At 69.7% G+C, this 20,854-nt stretch carries 19 protein-coding genes and 1 riboswitch; of the genes, 6 read left to right on the forward strand and 13 right to left on the reverse strand.

Annotated elements, in window-relative coordinates; genetic code table 11:
• The first annotated feature begins 13 nt into the window (after positions 1-13).
• Positions 14-1,015 carry an aromatic ring-hydroxylating dioxygenase subunit alpha gene (locus tag LG388_RS05765; protein ID WP_225781912.1) on the forward strand — a complete coding sequence of 334 codons (1,002 nt, stop codon included), beginning with the start codon at positions 14-16 and terminating at the stop codon, positions 1,013-1,015.
• Here LG388_RS05765 and LG388_RS05770 read toward each other — a convergent pair.
• The 4 genes from LG388_RS05770 to LG388_RS05785 form a co-directional block, all read right to left on the reverse strand.
• Entirely contained in the window at positions 994-1,977 is a 984-nt protein-coding gene (locus LG388_RS05770) for a LysR family transcriptional regulator (protein ID WP_225781913.1), read from the reverse strand. The two genes, LG388_RS05765 and LG388_RS05770, sit on opposite strands and share 22 nt — an antisense overlap.
• Positions 1,978-2,065: 88 nt before the next feature.
• On the reverse strand, positions 2,066-3,064 hold the full coding sequence (locus LG388_RS05775) for an ABC transporter substrate-binding protein (RefSeq protein WP_225781914.1): 999 nt from the start codon (positions 3,062-3,064) through the stop codon (positions 2,066-2,068).
• Positions 3,065-3,092: 28 nt separating this feature from the next.
• On the reverse strand, positions 3,093-3,872 hold the full coding sequence (locus tag LG388_RS05780) for an ABC transporter permease (RefSeq protein ID WP_225781915.1): 780 nt from the start codon (positions 3,870-3,872) through the stop codon (positions 3,093-3,095).
• Positions 3,869-4,663 (reverse strand): ABC transporter ATP-binding protein, encoded by a 795-nt coding sequence (locus LG388_RS05785; RefSeq protein ID WP_225781916.1) that lies wholly within the window; start codon positions 4,661-4,663, stop codon positions 3,869-3,871. The genes LG388_RS05780 and LG388_RS05785 overlap by 4 nt, the downstream gene beginning before the upstream one ends.
• 200 nt (positions 4,664-4,863) lie before the next feature.
• A riboswitch (S-adenosyl-L-homocysteine riboswitch) is annotated at positions 4,864-4,959 on the forward strand.
• A 27-nt stretch (positions 4,960-4,986) separates the two neighbouring features.
• Here LG388_RS05785 and metH point away from each other — a divergent pair.
• From metH to LG388_RS05805, 4 genes are all read left to right on the forward strand, one after another.
• Positions 4,987-7,725 carry a methionine synthase gene (metH, locus tag LG388_RS05790; protein WP_225781917.1) on the forward strand — a complete coding sequence of 913 codons (2,739 nt, stop codon included), beginning with the start codon at positions 4,987-4,989 and terminating at the stop codon, positions 7,723-7,725.
• Positions 7,726-7,923: 198 nt separating this feature from the next.
• Positions 7,924-9,813 (forward strand): hypothetical protein, encoded by a 1,890-nt coding sequence (locus tag LG388_RS05795; RefSeq protein ID WP_225781918.1) that lies wholly within the window; start codon positions 7,924-7,926, stop codon positions 9,811-9,813.
• Positions 9,810-10,775 carry a glycosyltransferase family 2 protein gene (locus LG388_RS05800; RefSeq protein ID WP_225781919.1) on the forward strand — a complete coding sequence of 322 codons (966 nt, stop codon included), beginning with the start codon at positions 9,810-9,812 and terminating at the stop codon, positions 10,773-10,775. The genes LG388_RS05795 and LG388_RS05800 overlap by 4 nt, the downstream gene beginning before the upstream one ends.
• Positions 10,768-11,202: a GtrA family protein gene (locus LG388_RS05805; RefSeq protein WP_225781920.1), complete on the forward strand. Its 435-nt coding sequence runs from the start codon at positions 10,768-10,770 to the stop codon at positions 11,200-11,202. Before LG388_RS05800 ends, LG388_RS05805 begins: the two co-directional genes overlap by 8 nt.
• Positions 11,203-11,286: 84 nt before the next feature.
• Here the strand turns inward: LG388_RS05805 and LG388_RS05810 are convergent, their stop codons facing one another.
• The 5 genes from LG388_RS05810 to LG388_RS05830 all read right to left on the reverse strand — a co-directional run bounded on the left by LG388_RS05810 (position 11,287) and on the right by LG388_RS05830 (position 16,789).
• Complete coding sequence (locus LG388_RS05810) at positions 11,287-11,808, reverse strand: carboxypeptidase regulatory-like domain-containing protein (RefSeq protein WP_225781921.1); 522 nt, start codon at positions 11,806-11,808, stop codon at positions 11,287-11,289.
• Between the two features lie 135 nt (positions 11,809-11,943).
• Positions 11,944-13,185, reverse strand: coding sequence for a glycolate oxidase subunit GlcF (gene glcF, locus LG388_RS05815; protein WP_225781922.1), 1,242 nt, complete (start codon positions 13,183-13,185; stop codon positions 11,944-11,946).
• A 29-nt stretch (positions 13,186-13,214) separates the two neighbouring features.
• Positions 13,215-14,057, reverse strand: coding sequence for a YoaK family protein (locus tag LG388_RS05820; RefSeq protein ID WP_225781923.1), 843 nt, complete (start codon positions 14,055-14,057; stop codon positions 13,215-13,217).
• Between the two features lie 16 nt (positions 14,058-14,073).
• A complete protein-coding gene (gene glcE / locus LG388_RS05825) occupies positions 14,074-15,261 on the reverse strand; it encodes a glycolate oxidase subunit GlcE (RefSeq protein WP_225781924.1) in 1,188 nt (395 codons plus the stop codon).
• A gap of 7 nt (positions 15,262-15,268) precedes the next feature.
• Positions 15,269-16,789 (reverse strand): FAD-linked oxidase C-terminal domain-containing protein, encoded by a 1,521-nt coding sequence (locus tag LG388_RS05830; protein ID WP_225781925.1) that lies wholly within the window; start codon positions 16,787-16,789, stop codon positions 15,269-15,271.
• Positions 16,790-17,067: 278 nt separating this feature from the next.
• Here LG388_RS05830 and LG388_RS05835 point away from each other — a divergent pair, with 278 nt between their 5' ends.
• Positions 17,068-17,325 (forward strand): hypothetical protein, encoded by a 258-nt coding sequence (locus LG388_RS05835; protein WP_225781926.1) that lies wholly within the window; start codon positions 17,068-17,070, stop codon positions 17,323-17,325.
• Between the two features lie 117 nt (positions 17,326-17,442).
• Here the strand turns inward: LG388_RS05835 and LG388_RS05840 are convergent, their stop codons facing one another.
• The 4 genes from LG388_RS05840 to LG388_RS05855 form a co-directional block, all read right to left on the reverse strand.
• Positions 17,443-17,916 (reverse strand): GNAT family N-acetyltransferase, encoded by a 474-nt coding sequence (locus LG388_RS05840; protein ID WP_225781927.1) that lies wholly within the window; start codon positions 17,914-17,916, stop codon positions 17,443-17,445.
• 146 nt (positions 17,917-18,062) lie between these two features.
• Positions 18,063-18,566: a GNAT family N-acetyltransferase gene (locus LG388_RS05845; RefSeq protein WP_225781928.1), complete on the reverse strand. Its 504-nt coding sequence runs from the start codon at positions 18,564-18,566 to the stop codon at positions 18,063-18,065.
• A gap of 196 nt (positions 18,567-18,762) precedes the next feature.
• Positions 18,763-19,629, reverse strand: coding sequence for a LysR substrate-binding domain-containing protein (locus LG388_RS05850; protein ID WP_225781929.1), 867 nt, complete (start codon positions 19,627-19,629; stop codon positions 18,763-18,765).
• Positions 19,630-19,642: 13 nt separating this feature from the next.
• Positions 19,643-20,554, reverse strand: coding sequence for an SMP-30/gluconolactonase/LRE family protein (locus tag LG388_RS05855; RefSeq protein WP_225781930.1), 912 nt, complete (start codon positions 20,552-20,554; stop codon positions 19,643-19,645).
• Positions 20,555-20,854 lie beyond the last annotated feature (300 nt).

Below are 20,854 nucleotides of genomic sequence, written 5' to 3' on the forward strand. Positions count from 1 at the left end.
AGAGAGCGCCTCCATGCGTGCGTGCGACACCCCCCTGCTTCGAAAATTCTGGTACTGCGTGGCCCGCAGCGGCGACGTGCAGGACAAGCCCTTCGGCACGCGCCTGCTGGGCGAGGCCGTGGCGCTGTGGCGCGACGGCCAGGGCCTTGTGCGCGCGGTGCAGGACCGCTGCCCGCACCGCACCGCCAAGCTGTCGCTGGGCCAGGTGAACAACGGCAACCTGGTCTGCCCGTACCACGGCTGGACCTTCAACGGCGACGGCCACTGCATCCGCGTGCCGCAGGTGGTGCAAGACCGCCCCACCCCCTTCGGCGTGAATGCCTACCGCTGCACCGAACGCTACGGCTACGTCTGGGTGGCGCTGGAAGAGCCGCTGTTCGACATTCCCGAGATTGCCGAGCTGGCGACGCAGGGCTGGCGCCAGGTGCACGAGTTCCACGAAGTCTGGCGCACCAGCGCGCTGCGCATCATCGAGAACGCCTTCGACCCGGCGCACATCAGCTTCGTGCACCGCAACACCTTTGGCACCGACGACCCGCGCATCGAGCCCTTCACGCTGGACGAGAGGCCGGACGGCTTCGTGTTCCGCAACGACTTCCGTGTGACCAATGCCGAGCACATGAAGTCGGCGTTGGCCATGGACGAGGACGAGACCACCCGCGCCACCCGCAACCGCTTCCACCTCCCGTTCTCTCGCGTCGGCCACATCCACTATCCGAACGGGCTGGTGCACATCCTGTGCTCCTTCCTCACGCCCATCGATGACGTGCACACCCGCTTCACGCAATTCGTGGTGCGCAACGACCGCGAGGAAGATGTGCCGGCCGAGGTGGTGGTGGCCTACGACCGCGAGGTGACCGACGAGGATCGCGCCGTGCTGGAAAGCACCGACCCCGAGGTGCCGCTGGACCGTTCGGAAGGGGTGGAACTGCACATGGCGGCCGACCGTGCCGGCCTGACCATGCGGCGCATGCTGCGCGACCTGAGCGTCGCTCAGGCGACCCCAGCGGGCTGAAGCGGCACGGCCGGCGGCCCCGGCACCGCCGCATCGTGGGCGGCCTGCAGGATCAGCCCGCGCAGCCACCGGTGCGCGGGCGCGCGGTGGCTGCGCTCATGCCACAGGCTGTAGAACTGCATGGCGCCGAACTCCGGCGGCATCTCCAGCAAGGCCAGCGGCAGCGGCGCCCCCTGCGCCACCAGATGCTGCGCGAGGCGCCGGCTGGTGGTGAAGACCAGGTCGGTGCGGGCCAGCAACTGCGCCACATGGCCGTATTCGGCCACCGACGCGACCACGTTGCGCGTCAGGCCCAGCGCAGCCAGCCGGGCATCCACCGGGTTCAGCGTGGGCGTGACCACGGGCGACAGCGACAGGTGCTGCGCCTGCAGGTAATGCGCCAGGGTCAGGGGCCGCGCGGCATGCAAGGCGTGGCCGGCGTGCACGACACAGACGTACTCGGACTCGAACAGCGGCGCGCGGCGCATGCTCGGTGGCGGCGTGGGCCAGTTGCCCAGCGCGATGTCCAGCTGGCCAGACGTCATGTACTGCGCCACCTGGTCCAGCGAAGGCAGCGACGCCACATCTACGCCTACGCCGGGCGCCTGCTCGCGGATGCGCGCAATGATGGTGGGCAGAAATCCCGATTCGAAGCAGTTGCCCAGCAGCAGCCTGAAGCGTGCCTGGCTGTGGCGCGGGTCGAAGCCGCTCACGGGCCGCACGGCGCCTTCCAGTTCCTGCAGGATGTGCGGCAGCCGTTCCAGCAGCTCGCTGGCACGCCCGGTCAGCGTCAGGCGATTGCCCTCACGCACCAGCAGCGGATCGCCGAAGACCTCCCGCAACCGGCGCAGCGTCAGGCTCAGGCCCGGCTGCGGCTGGCCCAGACGTTCGGCGGCGCGCGTGACGCTGCCTTCCTGCAGCAGAACGACCAAGGTGCGCAGGGCCTTGATGTCGAGAGAAAGCGTGGCGGGGCTGAGGTCCATCGTGGCGCGCCGGCGTCCGTGGGGCCGCCGTGGGCATCAAAGCGGAACGCAAGAAACATTCCATGCGCGGCCCCACCGAGCCCCCGCTTCAGCGTGCGCGCTGGTCGGCGAACTGGGGGTGGAGCATGGGTTCGATGGCCATGCCTGGCTTCAGGCCGCCATAGGTCGTGAGGATCTGCGCCGCCTCGCCGATCTTGGCCGGCTCGAAGCTGCACAGGCCGTGCTGTTCGGTGTGGGCCGAGCGGATGAAGGACTCCTGCAGCGCCAACTGGCGCTTCTGCTGCTCGGGCTTGAGCGTGGGATTGAGCGCCAGCACGGCGGCCACGGCCTCGTCCTGGTGCTTGAGCGCGTAGTCCCAGCCCTGGGCGGTGGCCCGCATGAAGCTGCGCACCAGCTCAGGTTTGGCGCCCACGGTCTTCGCCTGCGCGAACACCACTTCGGCATAGGCGTTGACACCGTAGTCTGCGGCCGCCAGCGTGGCGGTGGGGTAGCCCTGCAGCTCGAGTGCGATGGGCTCGTTCACGACGAAAGCCGTCTTGGCCTGCACGGTGCCGTTCATGAGCACCTCGTTGCCGATGGCGACCACCGTGCGCACCTTGCTCATGTCCACGCCGGCCTGGGCCAGCATGGCGCGGGTGTAGTGCCACGGGCCGCCTTCGTTGTAGGCCAGGGTCTTGCCTTCCAGGTCCTTGGGCGTCCGGATGCCGGACGCGGCCAGGGACAGCACGCCGGCCGGGGACTTCTGGAAGCAGGCGCCGACGACCGCCAGGTTCATGTCCTGCGCATTGCCGTAGAGCACGGCGCTCACGTCGTTGGTGCCAAAGGTGTTCTGGCCCGATGCCACCATCGTGGTGGAATTGATGTTGGGCCCCCCGGGCATGATCGACACGTCCAGGCCCTCCTTGGCATAGAAGCCCTTCTCCTTGGCCATCACGTAGCCGGCGTTCTGCACATTCATGAGCCAGGACACGCGCAGGCTCACTTTCTCCGCGGCCGGGGCCGCACAGGTCATCAGTGCGGCCGCCACGGCCACGAGCGCGTGTGTGCCACGGAGGCGTTGCGAAGAAGCGGTGCGAGCGTTTTTCATGGTGGGGGGCTGGAGCGTTGGGAAGGAGTCAGTGATCGAGGCGGGCGCCAGGCCAGTACAGCGCCAGGCGCTCCAGCAGGCACACACCGTAGAACAGCAGCACGGTGGCCAGCGAGGTGAGGCCGATGGCGGCAAAGAGCATGGCCGTGTCCTGCTGGTAGCCGGCATTGACGATCAGCGTGCCGATGCCGACGTTGGCGCCCGTGAACTCGGCCACGATGGCGCCGATCACGGCCATGCCGGTGGTGATCTTCATGGCCGAGAACAGGTACGGCAGCGCGGCGTACACCCGCGCATGCCAGAACAGCTGCAGCGGCGGCGCCTGGATCACGGTCATGAAGTCCAGCAGGTTGCGGTCCAGGCTGCGCAGGCCGCGCGTGACGTTGACCAGCGTCGGGAAGAAGCAGGCCATCGCGGCAATGACTACCTTGGGCGCCAGGCCGAAGCCCAGCCAGATGGTGAGCAATGGCGCCACCGCGAGGATGGGCACCGTCTTGATGATGATGGCCCAGGGGAACATCGCGCGTTCCACCGCCTGCGAGTACAGAAACAACACCGCCACCAGGACGGCCGCCAGGGTGCCGATCACGAAGCCCAGCAGCGCCGCCAGCATGGTCACGCCGGCATTGAGGCTCAGCGGCCCCCAATCCGCAGCGATGCGCTGCAGCACCACGCTCGGCGCGGGGAGCAGGAAGCGCGGCACCTCGGCCAGGCGCACGCCGGCCTCCCAGGCCAGGCCCACCAGCAGGAAGAGCAGCGTGGGCGCCAACGCGTGGCGCCAGCCCGCGGGCCACGGCTGGCGGGTCATGCACGACCTCCGAAGATCATCGTTTCCAGCTGCGCCACATAGGCCGCAAAGCGCGGACTGCGTCGCACGCCGGCGTCGCGCGGACGCGGCAGGTCGATGGGCAGCACCTGCTGGATGCGGCCCGGCCGCGGGGCCAGCACCACCACCTGGTCGGACAGCAGCACCGCCTCGCTGAGCGAATGGGTCACGAACAGCACCGTGCACTGGCGCTCGGCCCAGATGCGCAGCAGCTCGTCGCCCATCTCGCGCCGGGTGAAGTCGTCCAGCGCGCCGAACGGCTCGTCGAGCAGCAGCACCTCGGGCGCATAGGCCAGCGAGCGCGCGATGGAGGCCCGTTGGCGCATGCCGCCCGACAGCTGCGGCGGGAAGTGGTGCTCGAAGCCCGCCAGGCGCACCAGCTCGATGAAGGCGCAGGCGCGGGCCTCGCGCTCGGCCGGCATGCCGACACCCAGCACGTCCAGCGGCAGCCGTACGTTGTCGAGCACGGACTTCCAGGGCATGAGCGCCGATTCCTGGAACACGAAGCCCATGGGCCGGTCGCGGCCGTACGCGCGCGGCGACAGGCCGTCGATGGCCACTTCGCCCTCGCTGGCCGACTCCAGCCCGCTCACGATGCGCAGCAGCGTGGACTTGCCGCAGCCGCTGTGGCCGACCAGCGAGACGAAGCTGTTGCGGGGGATGTCGAGCGACACGCCCTGCAGCGCCTGCGTGGGCTCCTCGCGGCAGCCGAAGCGCTTGCCGACACCGGCGATGCGGATGAAAGGGGCGGTCGGCGCGGGTTCGCGGCGCATGGTCGATGGGAGGCAAGGCAGACGGTGGAGCCCACCGCCATGCACGAATCGTTCCTTGATGCCGGTCCATTCTTCGCAGCCGCCCCCGCAGCGGCAATTTGCGTTTGCGCCATAGCCGCTATGGCGTTTGCCGTATGGCGCGCCGGGCATCGATGCCCCCGCATCGGCCCATGCGGCGAGGCAGCGATAAAATTCCGCGCCCGTCCGAGGAGCGTTGCAACCGCCGGCCTGTGCCGGCCGTCAGGCTCGGAAGGGGCCGCGCCCGGCGCGGCTGCGGTCAACGACGCTCACCGGATCCCCGTCGCTTCCAGGTGAGTCGCCCCATGTCCTCCCAACCCGTTTCCCCCATGCGCCTGTCCGGCCTGGAGCCGGTCTCCATCGGCGAAGGCTCGCTCTTCGTCAACGTGGGCGAGCGCACCAACGTCACCGGCTCGAAAGCTTTCGCCCGGATGATCCTGAACGGCCAGTTCGACCAGGCGCTGTCGGTCGCGCGCCAGCAGGTGGAGAACGGCGCCCAGGTCATCGACGTCAACATGGACGAGGCCATGCTGGACAGCAAGGCCGCCATGGTGCGCTTTCTGAACCTGATCGCCAGCGAGCCCGACATCGCGCGCGTGCCCATCATGGTGGACAGCTCCAAATGGGAGGTCATCGAGGCCGGGCTGCGCTGCATCCAGGGCAAGGGGATCGTCAATTCGATCTCCATGAAGGAAGGCGTGGAGAAGTTCAAGCACGAGGCGCGCCTGGTCAAGCGCTACGGCGCGGCGGCCGTGGTCATGGCCTTCGACGAGGTGGGCCAGGCCGACACCTTCGCGCGCAAGATCGAGATCTGCGAGCGCGCCTACCGCGTGCTGGTCGACGAGGTGGGCTTCCCGCCCGAGGACATCATCTTCGACCCCAACATCTTCGCGGTGGCCACGGGCATCGAGGAGCACAACAACTACGCGGTCGACTTCATCGAGGCCGTGCGCTGGATCAAGCAGAACCTGCCCGGCGCCAAGGTCTCGGGCGGCGTCTCCAACGTGAGCTTCTCGTTCCGTGGCAACGACCCCGTGCGCGAGGCCATCCACACCGTGTTCCTGTACCACGCGATCGCGGCCGGCATGGACATGGGCATCGTCAACGCCGGCATGGTCGGCGTCTACGACGACATCGAGCCCGTCCTGCGCGAACGCGTGGAAGACGTGGTGCTCAACCGCCGGCCCGATGCGGGCGAACGCCTGGTGGAGATCGCCGAGAGCGCCAAGAGCGGCGCCAAGGACGAGAGCAAGAAGCTCGAATGGCGCGGTACGCCCGAGGCGCCGGTGCCCGTGGAGCAGCGCCTGGCCCACGCCATGGTGCACGGCATCACCGACTTCATCGTCGAGGACACCGAAGAGGCGTACCAGGCCATCCTCGCCAAGGGTGGCCGGCCGCTGCACGTGATCGAAGGCCCGCTCATGGACGGCATGAACGTCGTGGGCGACCTGTTCGGCGCCGGCAAGATGTTCCTGCCGCAGGTGGTCAAGTCGGCGCGCGTGATGAAGCAGGCCGTGGCGCACCTGATCCCCTACATCGAGGAAGAGAAGAAGCGCGACGAGGCGGCCGGCCGCGACGTGCGCAGCAAGGGCAAGATCGTCATCGCCACCGTCAAGGGCGACGTGCACGACATCGGCAAGAACATCGTCACGGTCGTGCTCCAGTGCAACAACTTCGAGGTCGTGAACATGGGCGTGATGGTCCCGTGCCACGAGATCCTGGCCCGGGCCAAGGTCGAGGGCGCGGACATCGTGGGCCTGTCGGGCCTGATCACGCCGAGCCTCGAGGAGATGCAGTACGTGGCCGGCGAGATGCAGAAGGACGAGCACTTCCGCATCAAGAAGATTCCGCTCTTGATCGGCGGCGCCACCACCAGCCGCGTGCACACGGCCGTGAAGATCGCGCCGCATTACGAAGGGCCCGTGGTCTACGTGCCCGACGCCTCGCGAAGCGTGGGCGTGGCGCAGAGCCTGCTGTCCGAGCAGGCCAGTGCCTACATCGCCGAGCTCAACGCCGACTACGTGAAGGTGCGCGAGCAGCACGCCAACAAGAAGCAGGTGCCGCTGTGGCCACTGGCCAAGGCACGGGCCAACAAGACGCCCATCGACTGGACCGGCTACCAGCCGCCGCGCCCCAAGTTCCTGGGCCGGCGCCTCATCCGCAACTACGACCTGGCCGAACTGGCGCAGTACATCGACTGGGGCCCCTTCTTCCAGACCTGGGACCTGGCCGGCCCCTTCCCCGCCATCCTCAAGGACGAGGTCGTGGGCACCGAGGCCGTGCGCGTGTATGCCGACGGCAAGCGCATGCTGCAGCGCCTGATCGAAGGCCGCTGGCTCACGGCCAGCGGCGTGGTGGGCTTCTGGCCGGCCAATACCGAGCGCGACGACGACATCGTGCTCTACACCGACGAGACGCGCAGCCAGGCCGCGCTGACCTGGTACGGCCTGCGCCAGCAGACGGAAAAGCAGGCCGTGGGCGGCGTGATGCGGCCCAGCCGCTGCCTGGCCGACTTCGTGGCGCCCCGGGACAGCGGCGTGGCCGATTACGTCGGCGTGTTCGCGGTCACGGCCGGCATCGGCGCCGAGAAGAAGGAAAAGCAGTTCATCGACGACCTCGACGACTACTCGGCCATCATGCTCAAGGCGCTGGCCGACCGGCTGGCCGAGGCCTTCGCCGAGGCGCTGCACCAGCGCGTGCGCAAGGACCTGTGGGGCTACGCGGCCGACGAGCAGTTGGACAACGAGCAGCTCATCAAGGAACAGTACCGCGGCATCCGTCCCGCGCCCGGCTACCCGGCCTGCCCCGATCACAGCGTCAAGGGGCCGATGTTCGAGCTGCTGCAGTGCGCCGACATCGGCATGGGCCTGACCGAAAGCCTGGCCATGACGCCCGCGGCCAGCGTGAGCGGCTTCTACCTGTCGCACCCCGACGCCAAGTATTTCAATGTGGGCAAAATCGGCGCCGACCAGTTGGCCGACCAGGCGGCGCGGCGCCAGATGGACGAAGCGACGCTCTCGCGGCTGCTGGCACCGAATTTGTGAACAACCCCCAGGCCGCTTCGCGGCTCCCCCTTCTGCTGCGCGAAAGGGGCGCACCCAGAGGCTTGGCAGAGCCAGATCCTCGGGTGCCCTGGGGAAGTCAGCGCTGCATCGCCAGGGCGGCTGTTCACGACAGCACGTCCACCTCGAAGCCTCCAGTGCCTTGAAGCGCGAGAGGTCCGGCCTCCCGGGATCGCCATTTTGTTTCTGCAACAACTGATCTTCGCGGGCCAGCACTACGCGATGCTGGCCCTGTGTGTGTTCGCCGCCTGGGGCGCGGGCCAGCTGCTGTGGGCGCGCCTGCGGGCGCCGCAGGGGCCGGGCGCCGACCCGGCCGCGGCCGACCCCTGGCTGGGCCTGGCCATGGCGGCGGCGCTCGGGCTGGGGCTGTACATCTGCGCCTTCCAGGCCCTGGCGCTGGTGGGCGGCCTGCGCCCGCCGGCCGTGCTGGCCCTGCTGGGTGCGGGCGGGCTGGCGGCCCTGGCGCAGCTGCGTGCGGCCTGGGGCCGCCTGCGGACCTGGCCCCCGGCTGGCCTGACGCGCGCGCAACGCGTGGCGAACTGGGTCGCGCTGGGCGCGCTGATCGTGTCCCTGTCGGAGCCCCTGTCGCCCCCGCATGCTTTCGACGAGCTGATGTACCACCTGCCCTGGGCGCGCGAAACCGCGGCGGCCGGTGCGCTGGGCATCCACGACTGGCTGCGCTACCCCTGGTTCCCCTACAACTACAACCTGCTCTACGCGGCCGCGCTGCCGCTCGCCGGCGACGTGTTCCCGCACCTGCTGCACGCGCTGGCCGGCTGGCTGTCGGCCGCCATCGTCTTCCGGCTGGCGCTGGCCTACAGCGACCGCATCACCGCCTGCATCGCGGCCGTGATCCTGCTGGCCATCGGCGAGATGGGCAATGCGCTGATCGACATGGGCGTGGCGCTGTTCGTGCTGGCCGCCTGCACAGCGCTGTGGACCTGGCACTGCGCGCCGGCCGAGGAAACGCCGGGCCGCCCCAAGTTTCCTCGCCCCCCTAGGGGGGCGGGCCAGGCGCAGTCTGGCCCTGGGGGCTCGGGTTCTCGGCCGCTCGGCTGGCTGGCGCTGGCCGGCTTCCTCATGGGCGTGGCCCTGGGCAGCAAGTACCAGGCGCTCACCTTCCTGCCGCTGCTGGGCCTGTTCGTGCTGTGGCGCGAACGCCGGCCCACGCGGCTGGCGGTTGCGCTGGCCGCGCTGCTGCTGCCCTGCGTCTACTGGTATGCGCGCAACTGGCTGCAGACCGGCGATCCCTTCAACCCCATCGGCGCGCGCGTCTTCGGCTTCACCAACTGGAACGAAGCCGACTACGTGAACCAGGTGAACGACGTGCGCGCGCATGCCAGCCTGCCCAACATCATGCTGTGGCCGCTGCTGGCGGTGCCGTTCAGCGTCTTCTGGCGCGCGCCGTCCACGCGGCCGGCCGTGCGCGCGGCCTTCGTGTTCGGCGTCTGGTCGCTCGTGATCTGGGTGCTGACCTCGCGCTACCCGCGCTACATGACGGCCTCCTTCCCGCTGCTGGCCTGGCTGGGCGCCATCGGCTGGCGGCAGCTGGGCCTGTGGGGCGCGCAAGCCGTGCAGCGGCGCCTGCCCGCACTGGCGCAAGGCGCTGCGCCGCGCGTGGCGACCGTGGGGCTGCTGGCCGTGCTGGCGCTGGCTGGCGGGCAGCGCTTCGTGCAGCACGCGCGCGCGGTGTCGCCCACGCCCGAGACGCGCGAGGCCTTCCTGCGCGGCCATGTGCCCGGCTACGAGGCGCTGCAATGGGCCAACGCGCACCGCCGCGGCAAGCTCTACATCGTGGCGCTGTCCGATGCGATCTACTTCGCGCACCAGCCCGCCTGGGGCGACATGTTCGGCCCCTGGCGCTATGCCGACTTCGTGATGCAGCCGCCCGCCGAGATGGGCCGCCGCCTGGCGGCCGCAGGCTTCGGTACCATCGCCATCCACACGCCGACCGTCTCCATCCTCGACAGCCAACCCGGCTTCACGGACCATTTCGAGCTGCTTCAGGACCAGAAGGGCACGCGCATCTATCGCGTGCGGGCCTTTCCACCCTCGTCCCGCCCATCATGACCGACCGACCCTCGCCGCTGCGCATCGCGGCCGTCATCCCCTGCTACAACGAGGCGCTGGCCATCGGCCAGACCGTGGCCGAGTTCCGCCAGCACCTGCCGCAGGCGCAGATCCACGTCTTCGACAACAACTCCAGCGACGACACGGCCGCCGTGGCCCGCGCCGCGGGCGCGGTGGTCACGCATGTGCCGCTGCGCGGCAAGGGCAACGTGGTGCGCCGCATGTTCGCGGACGTGGAGGCCGACATCTACGTGATGGTGGATGGCGACGCCACCTACGACCTCTCGCGCGTGGGCGAGATGATCGACATGCTCATCGCGGGCAACCTGGACATGGTGGTGGGCGCGCGCCAGGACGACCACCAGGACGCCGCCACCTACCGGCGCGGCCACCGCTGGGGCAACCGCATGCTCACGGGCGCGGTGGTCAGCATCTTCGGCGGCCAGTTCAGCGACATGCTGTCGGGCCTGCGCGTGTTCTCGCGCCGCTATGCCAAGTCCTTCCCGGCGCAGTCGCACGGCTTCGAGATCGAGACCGAACTCACGGTGCACGCGCTGGAGCTGCGCCTGCCCTGGGCCGAGCTGCCCACGCTGTACCGTTCAAGGCCCGAAGGATCGGTCAGCAAGCTCTCCACCTACCGGGACGGCTGGCGCATCCTGATGACGATCACCAAGCTGTTCATCAGCGAGCGCCCGCGGCAGTTCTTTCTGTGGATCGCAGCACTGCTCACGGTCGGCGCGGTGGCGCTGGCCATTCCGCTCGTGATCACCTGGCTGGACACCGGCCTGGTGCCGCGCGTGCCCACGGCCGTGCTGGTCACGGGCATGATGGTCGGCGCCATGATGTCGGTGGCCTGCGCCGCGATTCTGCGCACCGTGACAATTGGCCGGCGCGAGGCCAAGCGGCTGCAATACCTGCTGATCCCGGGCCCGCGCGGCGCGGCGCACGGCCGCGATGCCTGAACCCGCTTCGTCACCCGAGCCCTCCCCCCTGAGCACGCTGCAGCGCCTGATGCGCTTCGGCGTGGCGGGCGTGCTGGGTTTCGGGGTCGATGCGGGCGTGCTGTACCTGCTGGCGCCCTTCCTGGGCTGGTACGGCGCGCGCGTGCTGTCCTTCTGGGCCGCGGCCACGGCCACGTGGCTGTTCAACCGGCGCTACACCTTCGCCGACGGCGCGGCGCGCGGCGGCCGCGCGCTGCGGCGCGAGTACGGCACCTACCTGCTGGCCATGCTGGGCGGCGCGGCCGTGAACTACGGCGTCTACGCGCTCACGCTGCACCTGCTGCCGCCCGCGGCCTGGGTGCCGCTGCTGGGCGTGGCCGTGGGCAGCGTGGCGGGCATGGGGGTCAACTTCGTGTCGGCGCGCTGGTTCATCTTCCGCACACCCTGAAACCCTCGGACCGAGAAGCCCCGAGGCCCGGCCCGGACGGGCTGGGCAGGCCGGGCCGGATGCGCGCCGCGCCTGGCGCCGGCGTCAGAAGCGGAAGTCCAGCGTGCGCGGCGTGCCGCCCACTTGCACCGTCTGCGTCTTGCGCTGGCCGCCGATGCTGGCGTCCACCGCGTAGCGGCCCGCCGGCAGGTTGATCAGGCACACGGGACCGCTGGCGCGCAGCGACTGCGAGGGCGCGTTGCCGCTCTCGCCGCGGATGTCCACCTGCACGTCGGCGAGGTAGGCGCCGTCGGTGCGGGCGAAAAGCAGCGACAGCGGATGGTCCTTCATGGCGGCGCGCATGGCGGTCGACTCGTCGCTGCCGATGCCGCCGCAACGCCACTGGATGGGGCCGCCATGGCCCGGCGCGCCCGCATGGGCGCCGTGCGCGGCAGCCGGTGCCGGCAAGGTCACGGCGGGCGGCGGCGCGGCCGGCGCCGGGGCCTGGGGCGCCACTTCCACCGGTGCCGGCACAGCCGTCTGCGCCAGCGCGCTGCCTGCGCACGCGCACGCAGCCAGGAGGACGGCGAAAGAGCGGGAGGCGGTGGAAGTACGGGTCGTTCGCATGGCGGCTCCTTGAACTCACTGGAGAGGCTGCTCATGCTCCGCGCTGCGCCGCACCCCGGCTGTAGTCGCACGCCGACGGCCGCTGTGCGGCGGGCGCGAACGCCGGCGCCCGCCGCTGCTGCAGGCGGTCAGCGCTCAGAGCCCCGGCGCGGCCGGCTGCAGCGCCTCATCCAGCCACTCGATCCAGTGCCGCACCGGCAGCGCGGTGCCGCTTTGCAGGTGCGTGATGCAGCCGATGTTGGACGAGGCGATGCGCGCGGGCTGCAGCTGCTGCAGGTGGCCCAGCTTGCGGTCGCGCAGCTGGTACGACAGTTCGGGCTGCAGCACCGAGTAGGTGCCGGCCGAGCCGCAGCACAGGTGCGATTCGTTCTTCGCCACCTGCAGCGAAAAGCCCAGCGCGCGCAGATGCGTTTCCACCCCGCCGCGCAATTTCTGGCCGTGCTGCAGCGTGCAGGGCGGGTGGTAGGCCATCACGCCTGCGGGCGGCTGCACGCGCTCCTTGAGCACCGGCACCAGCTCGGGCAGCAGCTCACCGACGTCGCGCGTCAGCGCGCTGATGCGTGCGGCCTTCTCGGCGTAGGCGGTGTCGTGCTTGAGCGCATGGCCATACTCGCGCACCGTCACGCCGCAGCCCGAGGCGTTCATCACCAGCGCTTCCACCTCGCCCCGTTCCACGTACGGCCACCAGGCGTCGATGTTGGCGCGCATCTGCGCCAGGCCGCCTTCCTGGTCGTTCAGGTGGAACTTCACCGCGCCGCAGCAGCCCGCGGCCGGCGGCAGCACGCATTCGATGCCCGCCGCGTCCAGCACGCGCGCCGTGGCGCCATTGATGTTGGGCGACATGCTGGGCTGCACGCAGCCCGCCAGCATCAGCACCTTGCGCGCATGGCTGCGCGTGGGCCACAGGCCGGCGTCCTGCCTCGGCGGCACCTTGGCCTGCAGCTTTTCGGGCAGCAGGCCGCGCACCGCCTGGCCCAGCTTCATCGCGGGTGCGAACAGCGGCGAGGGCAGCCCTTCCTTGAGCGCCCAGCGCAGCGCCTTCTCGCCCGCCGGGCGCGGCACTTTCTCGTCGACGATCTTGCGGCCGATGTCCACCAGATGGCCGTACTGCACGCCGCTGGGGCAAGTGCTTTCGCAGTTGCGGCAGGTCAGGCAGCGGTCCAGGTGCAGCTGGGTGGCGCGCGTGGGCTCGGCGCCTTCGAGCACCTGCTTGATCAGGTAGATGCGCCCGCGCGGGCCGTCGAGTTCGTCGCCCAGCAGCTGGTAGGTGGGGCAGGTGGCGGTGCAGAAGCCGCAGTGCACGCACTTGCGCAGGATGGCTTCGGCCTCCGCGCCTTCGGGTGTGCCTTGGAATTCGGGGGCGAGTTCGGTCTGCATGGTGGGGAAGACTTGAAGTTCTGTTCTGTTCAGGGGGACGCCGGGGGCGCACCGGTGTCCGTCCGGGGCGCCTCCGCGGCCGGCCGGCGCAGGTGCAGGCGCACGGCCAGGCCTGCCAGCCCTTCGCGCAGTTCACGCGAGCGGCGCACATCGTCCAGGAAGGGGGGCAGCGAAAGCGCCAGCAGCAGCGCCGCGAGCGGCAGCACGCAGATGAAGCCCAGCCACTTGAAGCCGGCCGCGCCGGCCAGGCCGCCGGCCACGAACATCAGCACCAGCGCGCCGAACAGGCGCAGCCGCTGGCGGTTGTGGCGCACCGGCGAGCCGGCCGGGCCGCCGCGCCGGTTCCAGTACAGCATCTTGCCCAGCTCGATGCCCAGGTCGGTGAGGTGGCCCGTCATGTGGGTGGTGCGCACGCGGCCGCCCGAGATCTTGGCCGACAGCGCGTTCTGCAGCCCCATGATGAAGGACAGCAGCAGCACCGTGAGCGGCACCGCGAAGGGCGTGTGCCAGCCCAGGGTGATCGCCCCCATCAAGCCGAAGGGCAGCATCAGCGCCGCCTCCAGCAGCAGCGGCAGCGCATAGGGATGGCGCAGCCGGTGCTGGCGGCCCCAGTTGATCTGCACGGCCGACACGGCCGCGCCGCCCACGAAGGCCAGCAGGGCGCCCAGCGCATTGAGCAGCAGCGTGACATTGCCCAGCACCAGCGCGTCGGCCACCTGCGAGGTGAAGCCGGTCATGTGCGAGGTGTACATGTGCAGCACCAGGAAGCCGCCCGCGTTCACGGCGCCCGCATTGAACGCCAGCAGCAGGCCCAGCGTCCGGTCGGACTGGGCCAGCCGATGGCGGCCGGTGAGCTGGCGCAGGCGGCGCATGGGCGTGTGGCGCGGCTCAGCTCGCAACGTCCGCCGTGGCAGCGATGGCGGCCCGCGCGTACTGCCGTCCGGGGTTGAAGATGCCGGCCGGATCGAAGCTGCGGCGCAGCCCTTCGTGGATGCGCGCGAGCGGCGCGCTCAGCGCATCGAAGCGCGGCGGCGCGGCATCGGTCGCCGCGCCCGGCGGCGCCACGAACAGCGTGGCGTGGCCGCCCACCTGGCGGGCCGCGGCGCGCACCGCATCGGCCTGGTCCGCCGGCAGCGCGTACCAGCGCAGCCCGCCATGCCACTCGACCAGCGGCTGGCCCGGCAGCGCCAGCACGGGCGCCGTCTGGGGCACCGACACGCGCCACAGCGCCAGCCCACGCGCCACCGCATCGGTGAAGAAGGGCAGGCGCTGGTCGCGCAGCGCGGCCCACACGGGCTGCGCCTGTTCGGGCGCGCGCAGCTGGCCGCCGAGGCCGCCCAGGCTGCGGCAGGCCGATTCCACGGCCGCCACGGCGCCGCGCAGGCGCAACCACAGCACGCCGGGGCGCGGTGCGCTGTCGGGCGCATCGGGCGCGGCCGCTTCGGCAATCCACGCACTGGCGTTCAGCGGCAGCGGCTGGCCGCCCCAGCCGTTGAGCAGAGCCAACGCCTCGGCCTGCGTACAGGTGAATTCCAGTGTGGCTTCAGCCGGTGCCAGCGGCAGCACCTTGAGGCTCAGTTCGGTGATCAGGCCCAGCGTGCCCAGCGAGCCGGCGAGCACGCGCGACACGTCGTAGCCCGCCACGTTCTTCATCACCTGGCCGCCGAACTGCAGCTGCTCGCCGCGGCCGTTGATGAGGCCCACGCCCAGCACGTAGTCGCGCACGCAGCCCACGCTGGCGCGCGCCGGGCCCGACAGGCCCGCCGCCACCATGCCGCCGACGGTCGCGCTCGCACCGTCTCCTTGCCACGCGAAATGCGGCGGCTCGAAAGGCAGGCACTGGTTCTGCTGCGCGAGCACCGCTTCGAGTTCGGCCAGCGGCGTGCCGGCGCGCACCGTGACCACCAGCTCACTGGGCTCGTAGCTCAGCACGCCGGTGAGCGCGCGCGTGTCCAGCAGCGCGCCTTGCACGGGCTCGCCATAGAAGTCCTTGCTGCCGCCGCCGCGGATGACGAGCGGCGTGCCGTCGGCGCTCGCGGCGCGGATGCGGTCGATGAATTCGTTCAACATCGTCATGGGGCGATCAGAAGCGGGGCAGGTCGGAATGCGGCAGCACGCCGCCGCGCACCACCTGCTTGCCGTATTCGGCACAGCGCTGCAGCGTGGGAATCACCTTGCCGGGGTTCAGGTGGCCGGCCGGGTCGAAGGCATGCTTGATGCCGAACATCTGCGCGTTTTCTTCGGCCGTGAACTGCACGCACATGCTGTTGAGCTTTTCCACGCCCACGCCATGCTCGCCCGACACCGTGCCGCCCATCGCCACACTGGTTTCCAGGATGTCGGCGCCGAAGAGCTCGCAGCGGTGCAGCTCGTCGGGATCGTTGGCGTCGAACAGCACCAGCGGATGCAGGTTGCCGTCGCCCGCGTGGAACACGTTGCAGCAGCGCAGGCCGTACTTCTTCTCCATCTGCTGGATGGCCAGCAGGATGTCGGCCAAGCGCTTGCGCGGGATGGTCGAATCGAGGCACATGTAGTCGGGGCTGATGCGGCCCGACGCGGGAAAGGCGTTCTTGCGCCCGCTCCAGAAGCGCAGACGCTCTTCCTCGCTCTCGCTCACGGCAATGGCGGTGGCGCCGCAGCCGCGCAGCACGGCGCTCATCCGGCCGATCTCTTCCTCCACCTCTTCGGGCGTGCCGTCCGATTCGCACAGCAGGATCGCTTCGGCGTTCAGGTCGTAGCCCGCGTGCACGAAGTCTTCCACCGCCGCGGTCATGGGCTTGTCCATCATCTCCAGCCCGGCCGGGATGATGCCGGCCGCCACCACGGCCGCCACCGCATCGCCGGCCTTCCGCACATCGTCGAAGCTGGCCATGATGCAGCGCGCCAGCTGCGGCTTGGGCACCAGCTTGACGGTGACCTCGGTGGTCACGGCCAGCATGCCCTCGCTGCCGATCACCAGCGCCAGCAGGTCCAGCCCCGCGCAGTCCAATGCATTGCTGCCGAATTCGACCGGCTCGCCCTCGGCCGTGAAGCCGCGCACGCGCAGCACGTTGTGCAGCGTGAGGCCGTACTTGAGGCAGTGCACGCCGCCCGAGTTCTCGGCCACGTTGCCGCCGATGGTGCAGGCGATCTGGCTCGATGGGTCGGGCGCGTAGTAGAGGTTGTAGGGGGCCGCGGCTTCGCTGATGGCCAGGTTGCGCACGCCGCACTGCACGGTGGCTGTGCGCGAGACGGGATCGACTTCGAGGATCTGGTTGAACTTGGCCAGCGAAAGGGTCACGCCCAGCTCGTGCGGCATGGCGCCGCCCGACAGGCCGGTGCCCGCGCCGCGCGCCACCACCGGCACCTTCAGGGCATGGCAGGCCTTGAGCACGGCGGCCACCTGGGCCTCGTTCTCGGGCAAGGCCACGACCAGCGGGCGCTGTCGGTAGGCCGTGAGGCCGTCGCATTCGTAGGGCGTGGTGTCTTCGGCCTGCCAGAGCAGCGCATGCGCGGGCAGTTGCGCGGACAGCGCGCGCACCACCTCGGCCTGGCGGGCCGCGCGTTCGGCGCGATCGACGCGCTGCAGGCCTTGGGCCTGCGCGGAGGATTCGGGGGCATTCATCGAGGGGTCTCCTGGGGGCCGGCGCATCGCGCGCCCAGCCAGCGGGCTGGCCAATGATGGCACGGCCCAGCCCGCGCGCAGCTGTCGCGAAGGGTGCGGCACTGTAGGCGCTGGGCGGCAGCGGCGGTTTGAAGATTCTTCAAGCGGTGTTGAGCAAAGCTGGCTGGGCGATGGCGCCGCTGCCGGCATGCCGGCGCGTGGCAGGCGGCTGGCCCCGCGTGGGGCGCCCACGGCGCGCTGCCGGGCGCCGCCTGGGCCAAAGCGCGGAGAATCCCGCCATGGCCACCGCACGCTCCTTCGACACCGCCGACTACAAGCTCTTCCCCTCGCCGCGCAACGCGCACCGCATCGTGTTCGAACACCAGGTGTTCGTGCCGCAGCCCTATGCGCTGATCGACCTGCCGAGCTACGACCTGAAAGGCCGCTACAGCCTGTTCGCCGCCTGCCGGCTGTCGGACGGGAAGATGGGACAACTCGTGACGCTGGAGGAGGAAGGGGACGTGGCGCAGTTCAACGCGCGGTTCGTGCCGGATTGAGCACGCGCCCACCGCCTCCCCCCGGGGAGATCTGTGGTGATCCGCGGCGGTGATCAAGGGCTCGTGAAATCGGCGGCAACGAGCGTCGACTTGCGCAAATGGCTGGACGGCATGGTCTCAATACCTCAGGGTAAGACGCAGCATATCGAAGTGCTGCATCCCATTCTCGAAAACAGGCTCCGGGTAGTTGTTGACGAAGAAGTCGTGGTCAATGCGCGTCGCCCGAAATCCATGCCGCTGGTAGAAGGCCAGTTGATAGCCAAAAGTTCCGGTGCCCACCTCCAGTTGCGTGGCGCCAGATTCACGAAAGAACGCCACCATCCATTTCAGGAGCGCCGTGCCATGGCCGCATTTCTGATGGCGCGGCGGCACGGCGATGTTCATGAGCTCATGTGCGCCCGCACGAAGCGGCTGGACCACACCTGCGCCGACCACCGCCCCGTGGCTTGAAGCCACGAAGCACTGTGACCTGGGCAGATAGGAACGGACTTTCTCTTCCGAAGGATCGGCAAGCAGCAAAAGCTCGATGGGAGCCTCCGATACAGGGACTTCTTGGATCCGTAGCGACATGTTCTTGATGTTGCCTGACATTCGGCAGGGCAGGCCAGCCCCGGTTCGACGGAGCCGGTCCTCTCGATGCGACGATTGGGGCCTGTTCACGCTATGGAAGGGGTCGCGAAGCTCATCCCAGCCCCTTGGCGAAGCAACGCGATCCCCTTCCATAGCGTGAGCAGGTCCTAGGCCTCGCTCGCGAATGCTGCATGGTAGGCAACCTCGCCTTGAGGCGGGAAACCGGAGAGAGCTTGAGCCATGAAGTACTCGGATGGCGGCCCTGGATACACCAGACCTGGCATCACCTTGAACCCGAAGCGCCCGTAGTACGCTGGATCGCCAAGCACCACGCAACCTGCGGCTGAAAGAGTGCGCAGTCGCTCGATTCCGGCACGGACCAAGGCGGCGCCAATGCCTTGAGATTGAAAATCGGGGTCGACCGCCAGAGGCCCCAGACCGTACCAGTCCTTGACGCCGCTGCTGATGGTGACTGGTGAGTACGCCACGTGACCGACGATTCTGCGGTCTTTCTCCGCAACAAGGGACACGGTCAAAGCTCCAGCAGCGCGCAGCGCCCTGACGATGAACTGCTCTGTATGGCTGGTGTGTTCAGCGCTGGCAAACGCGCGCTCGATCACGCGAGCGATCGCCGCTGAATCTTCCAGGGTTGTTTCCGTACGAATGATCATGGGTGAATGGCGATTGCGAGATTCAAGGTCTGATTTCAGCGCAGGCCGAAGCGAAAGAATGATGCGGGCTGTTGGATGTCTTCATCAGGCGTCGCCCCTCCCGATGGGAGGGTTGGCAACCACGGATCGCCACAACGCCCCGGACTGCTCTTCGGCATGGAAAGGGCGGTGCATGGAGTGCAGCGCAGATCTCCGCCTACCCCACCATCCAATCCACGAACGCCGCGCACTCCCACCGCTCCAGCGTCCCCGGCTTCCAGCAGATGTGATTGGCATTCGGCGCCGGCACGCTGCGCGGTGACAGGCGCACCAGTCGGCCGCTGTCGAACCAGGCGGCGCCCATTTCCTCGCGCACCAACGCCACGCCAAAGCCGCTGGCGGCGGCGTCGTAGACCAGGCCCAGATCGTTGAACTGGGCGCCGACGTAGGGCTCGGGCAGGGCCAGGCCGCAGGCGGCGAACCAGCTGCTCCACGGCTCCAGCGGGCTGCGGATCAGGCGGGCCTGCTGCAGTTCGGCCAGGGTGTCGAAGCCTTCGAAGGGGCCGAATTCCTTGAGGTAGCTCGGGCTGCACGCGGGCGTGACGCGGTCGTGCGTGACCACGCGCGACTCACGGTCGGCGTAGTGGCCCGGGCCGAAGCGCACTTCCAGGTCGGCCTCTTCGGCCGTCACGTCCAGCAGCGGGATGGAGACCTGGAAGGTCAGTTCCACCTCGGGGTAGGCGTTGCGGAAGGTCTCCAGCCGCGGCATCAGGTACACCCGCGCAAAGGTGGGCGTGACGGCCACGCTCAGGCGCGTGGCGGCCTGCGCGCCGTCGCGCGGCGGCATGCGGCCGAAGGCAGCCAGGCCCTCGCGCACATTGGCCAGGTAGGCGGTGCCGTCGGCCGTGAGGGTGAAGTCGCCCCTTGCAAAGAGCTTGAAGCCCAGGTGCGCCTCCAGCTGGCGGATGCGGTGGCTGACGGCGCTGACGGTGACGCACAGTTCGTCGGCCGTGCGGCTGGCGCTGCGCAGGCGCGCCAGCAGCTCGAAAGTGACCAGGCACTGGATGGGCGGGATGGGGCGCATGGGCGATGCCCCCTCAGTCGTCGAAGAAGTCGACCGGGACGCCCTGCACCTCGGTGCGCGTCATCCACACATGGCCGGCCTGCGGCTGGCGCTGCAGCTCGTCGGGGGGGCGGCCCTTTCGGCCGGTGGTGACGAACAGGGTGCGCAGGTCGTCGCCGCCGAAGCAGGGCATGGTCGGGCACTGGGCCGGCACGGGCAGCGATTGCTGCACGGCGCCTTCGGCGTCCAGGCACAGCAGCTGGGCGCCCTCGTACATCGCGACCCAGTACCGGCCCTGCGCGTCGAGCGTGGCGCCGTCGGGCCGGCCGCCATAGGGCTGGCCGGCGCTGGCGCAGCCGGCCTTGTCGGCGAACTGGTGCAGCACGCGCGCGGCGCCCAGGGTGTTGGTGACCGGCTGCCAGTCCCAGGCGCGGATGGCGTGGCTGGGTGTGTCGGTCCAATAGAGCGTGCGGGGCGTGAAGGCCAGGCCGTTGGCGGTGATGGCGTCGTTCAGCATGGGCTGCAGCGCCGGCTGCCGCCCTTCCCGCGCGTCCAGGCAATACAGCGTGGCGTCGCGCGCGGTCTTGGGCTCGTTGAGCGATCCGGCCCAGAAACGGCCCAACGGGTCGCATTTGCCGTCATTGAACCGCAATGTCGCCGCATCGTGCGGGGCGGGCGCCATCAGCTGCAGCGCGCCGCCCCAGCTCGGGGCGCGGTAGACGCCGTCGCGCAGCGCCACCACCAGGCCGCCGCGCCGCGCGGGCGCGATGCAGCCGGGCTCCTGCGGCATCGGCCAGCGTTCGACTGGCACGTCGGCGTTCAGCACGCCGCGCGTTCGCAGCAGGGCGCGGCCGGGAATGTCGAGCCAGTACAGCGCGCCTTCGTGCGGATGCCAGAAGGGCGATTCGCCGAGCTCGCAGAGGCTGTGAGTGAGCGCAGTCCACATGCCCGCCATTGTGCGGGCGAGCGTGGGCGGTGCGGGCGGCGGCGGGCTTGGGCGGCCGACCGGCGCCAAGGGCCGTGGGAACAGCGGGCCCTGGCGCCGGATGGCTGGACTGCCTCTGTCGAAAAGTTCTCGAACTTAGAACTTTCTATTTCAATCTATGCATCCAAATGTTGCTCGAACGGGGCGGCGCCGGGGCCTTGCCGGACGCTGCCCGCTGCGCCTCTTCCTCGAAAACACGGCATCGCTCCGCGCTGCCTGCCAGCCGCCAAGACGCTGCATGTTGTTTCATAAGAACGACAT

The organism is Xenophilus sp. Marseille-Q4582, from assembly GCF_916700565.1.
In the GTDB taxonomy this organism is placed as follows: Bacteria; Pseudomonadota; Gammaproteobacteria; order Burkholderiales; family Burkholderiaceae_C; genus Xenophilus.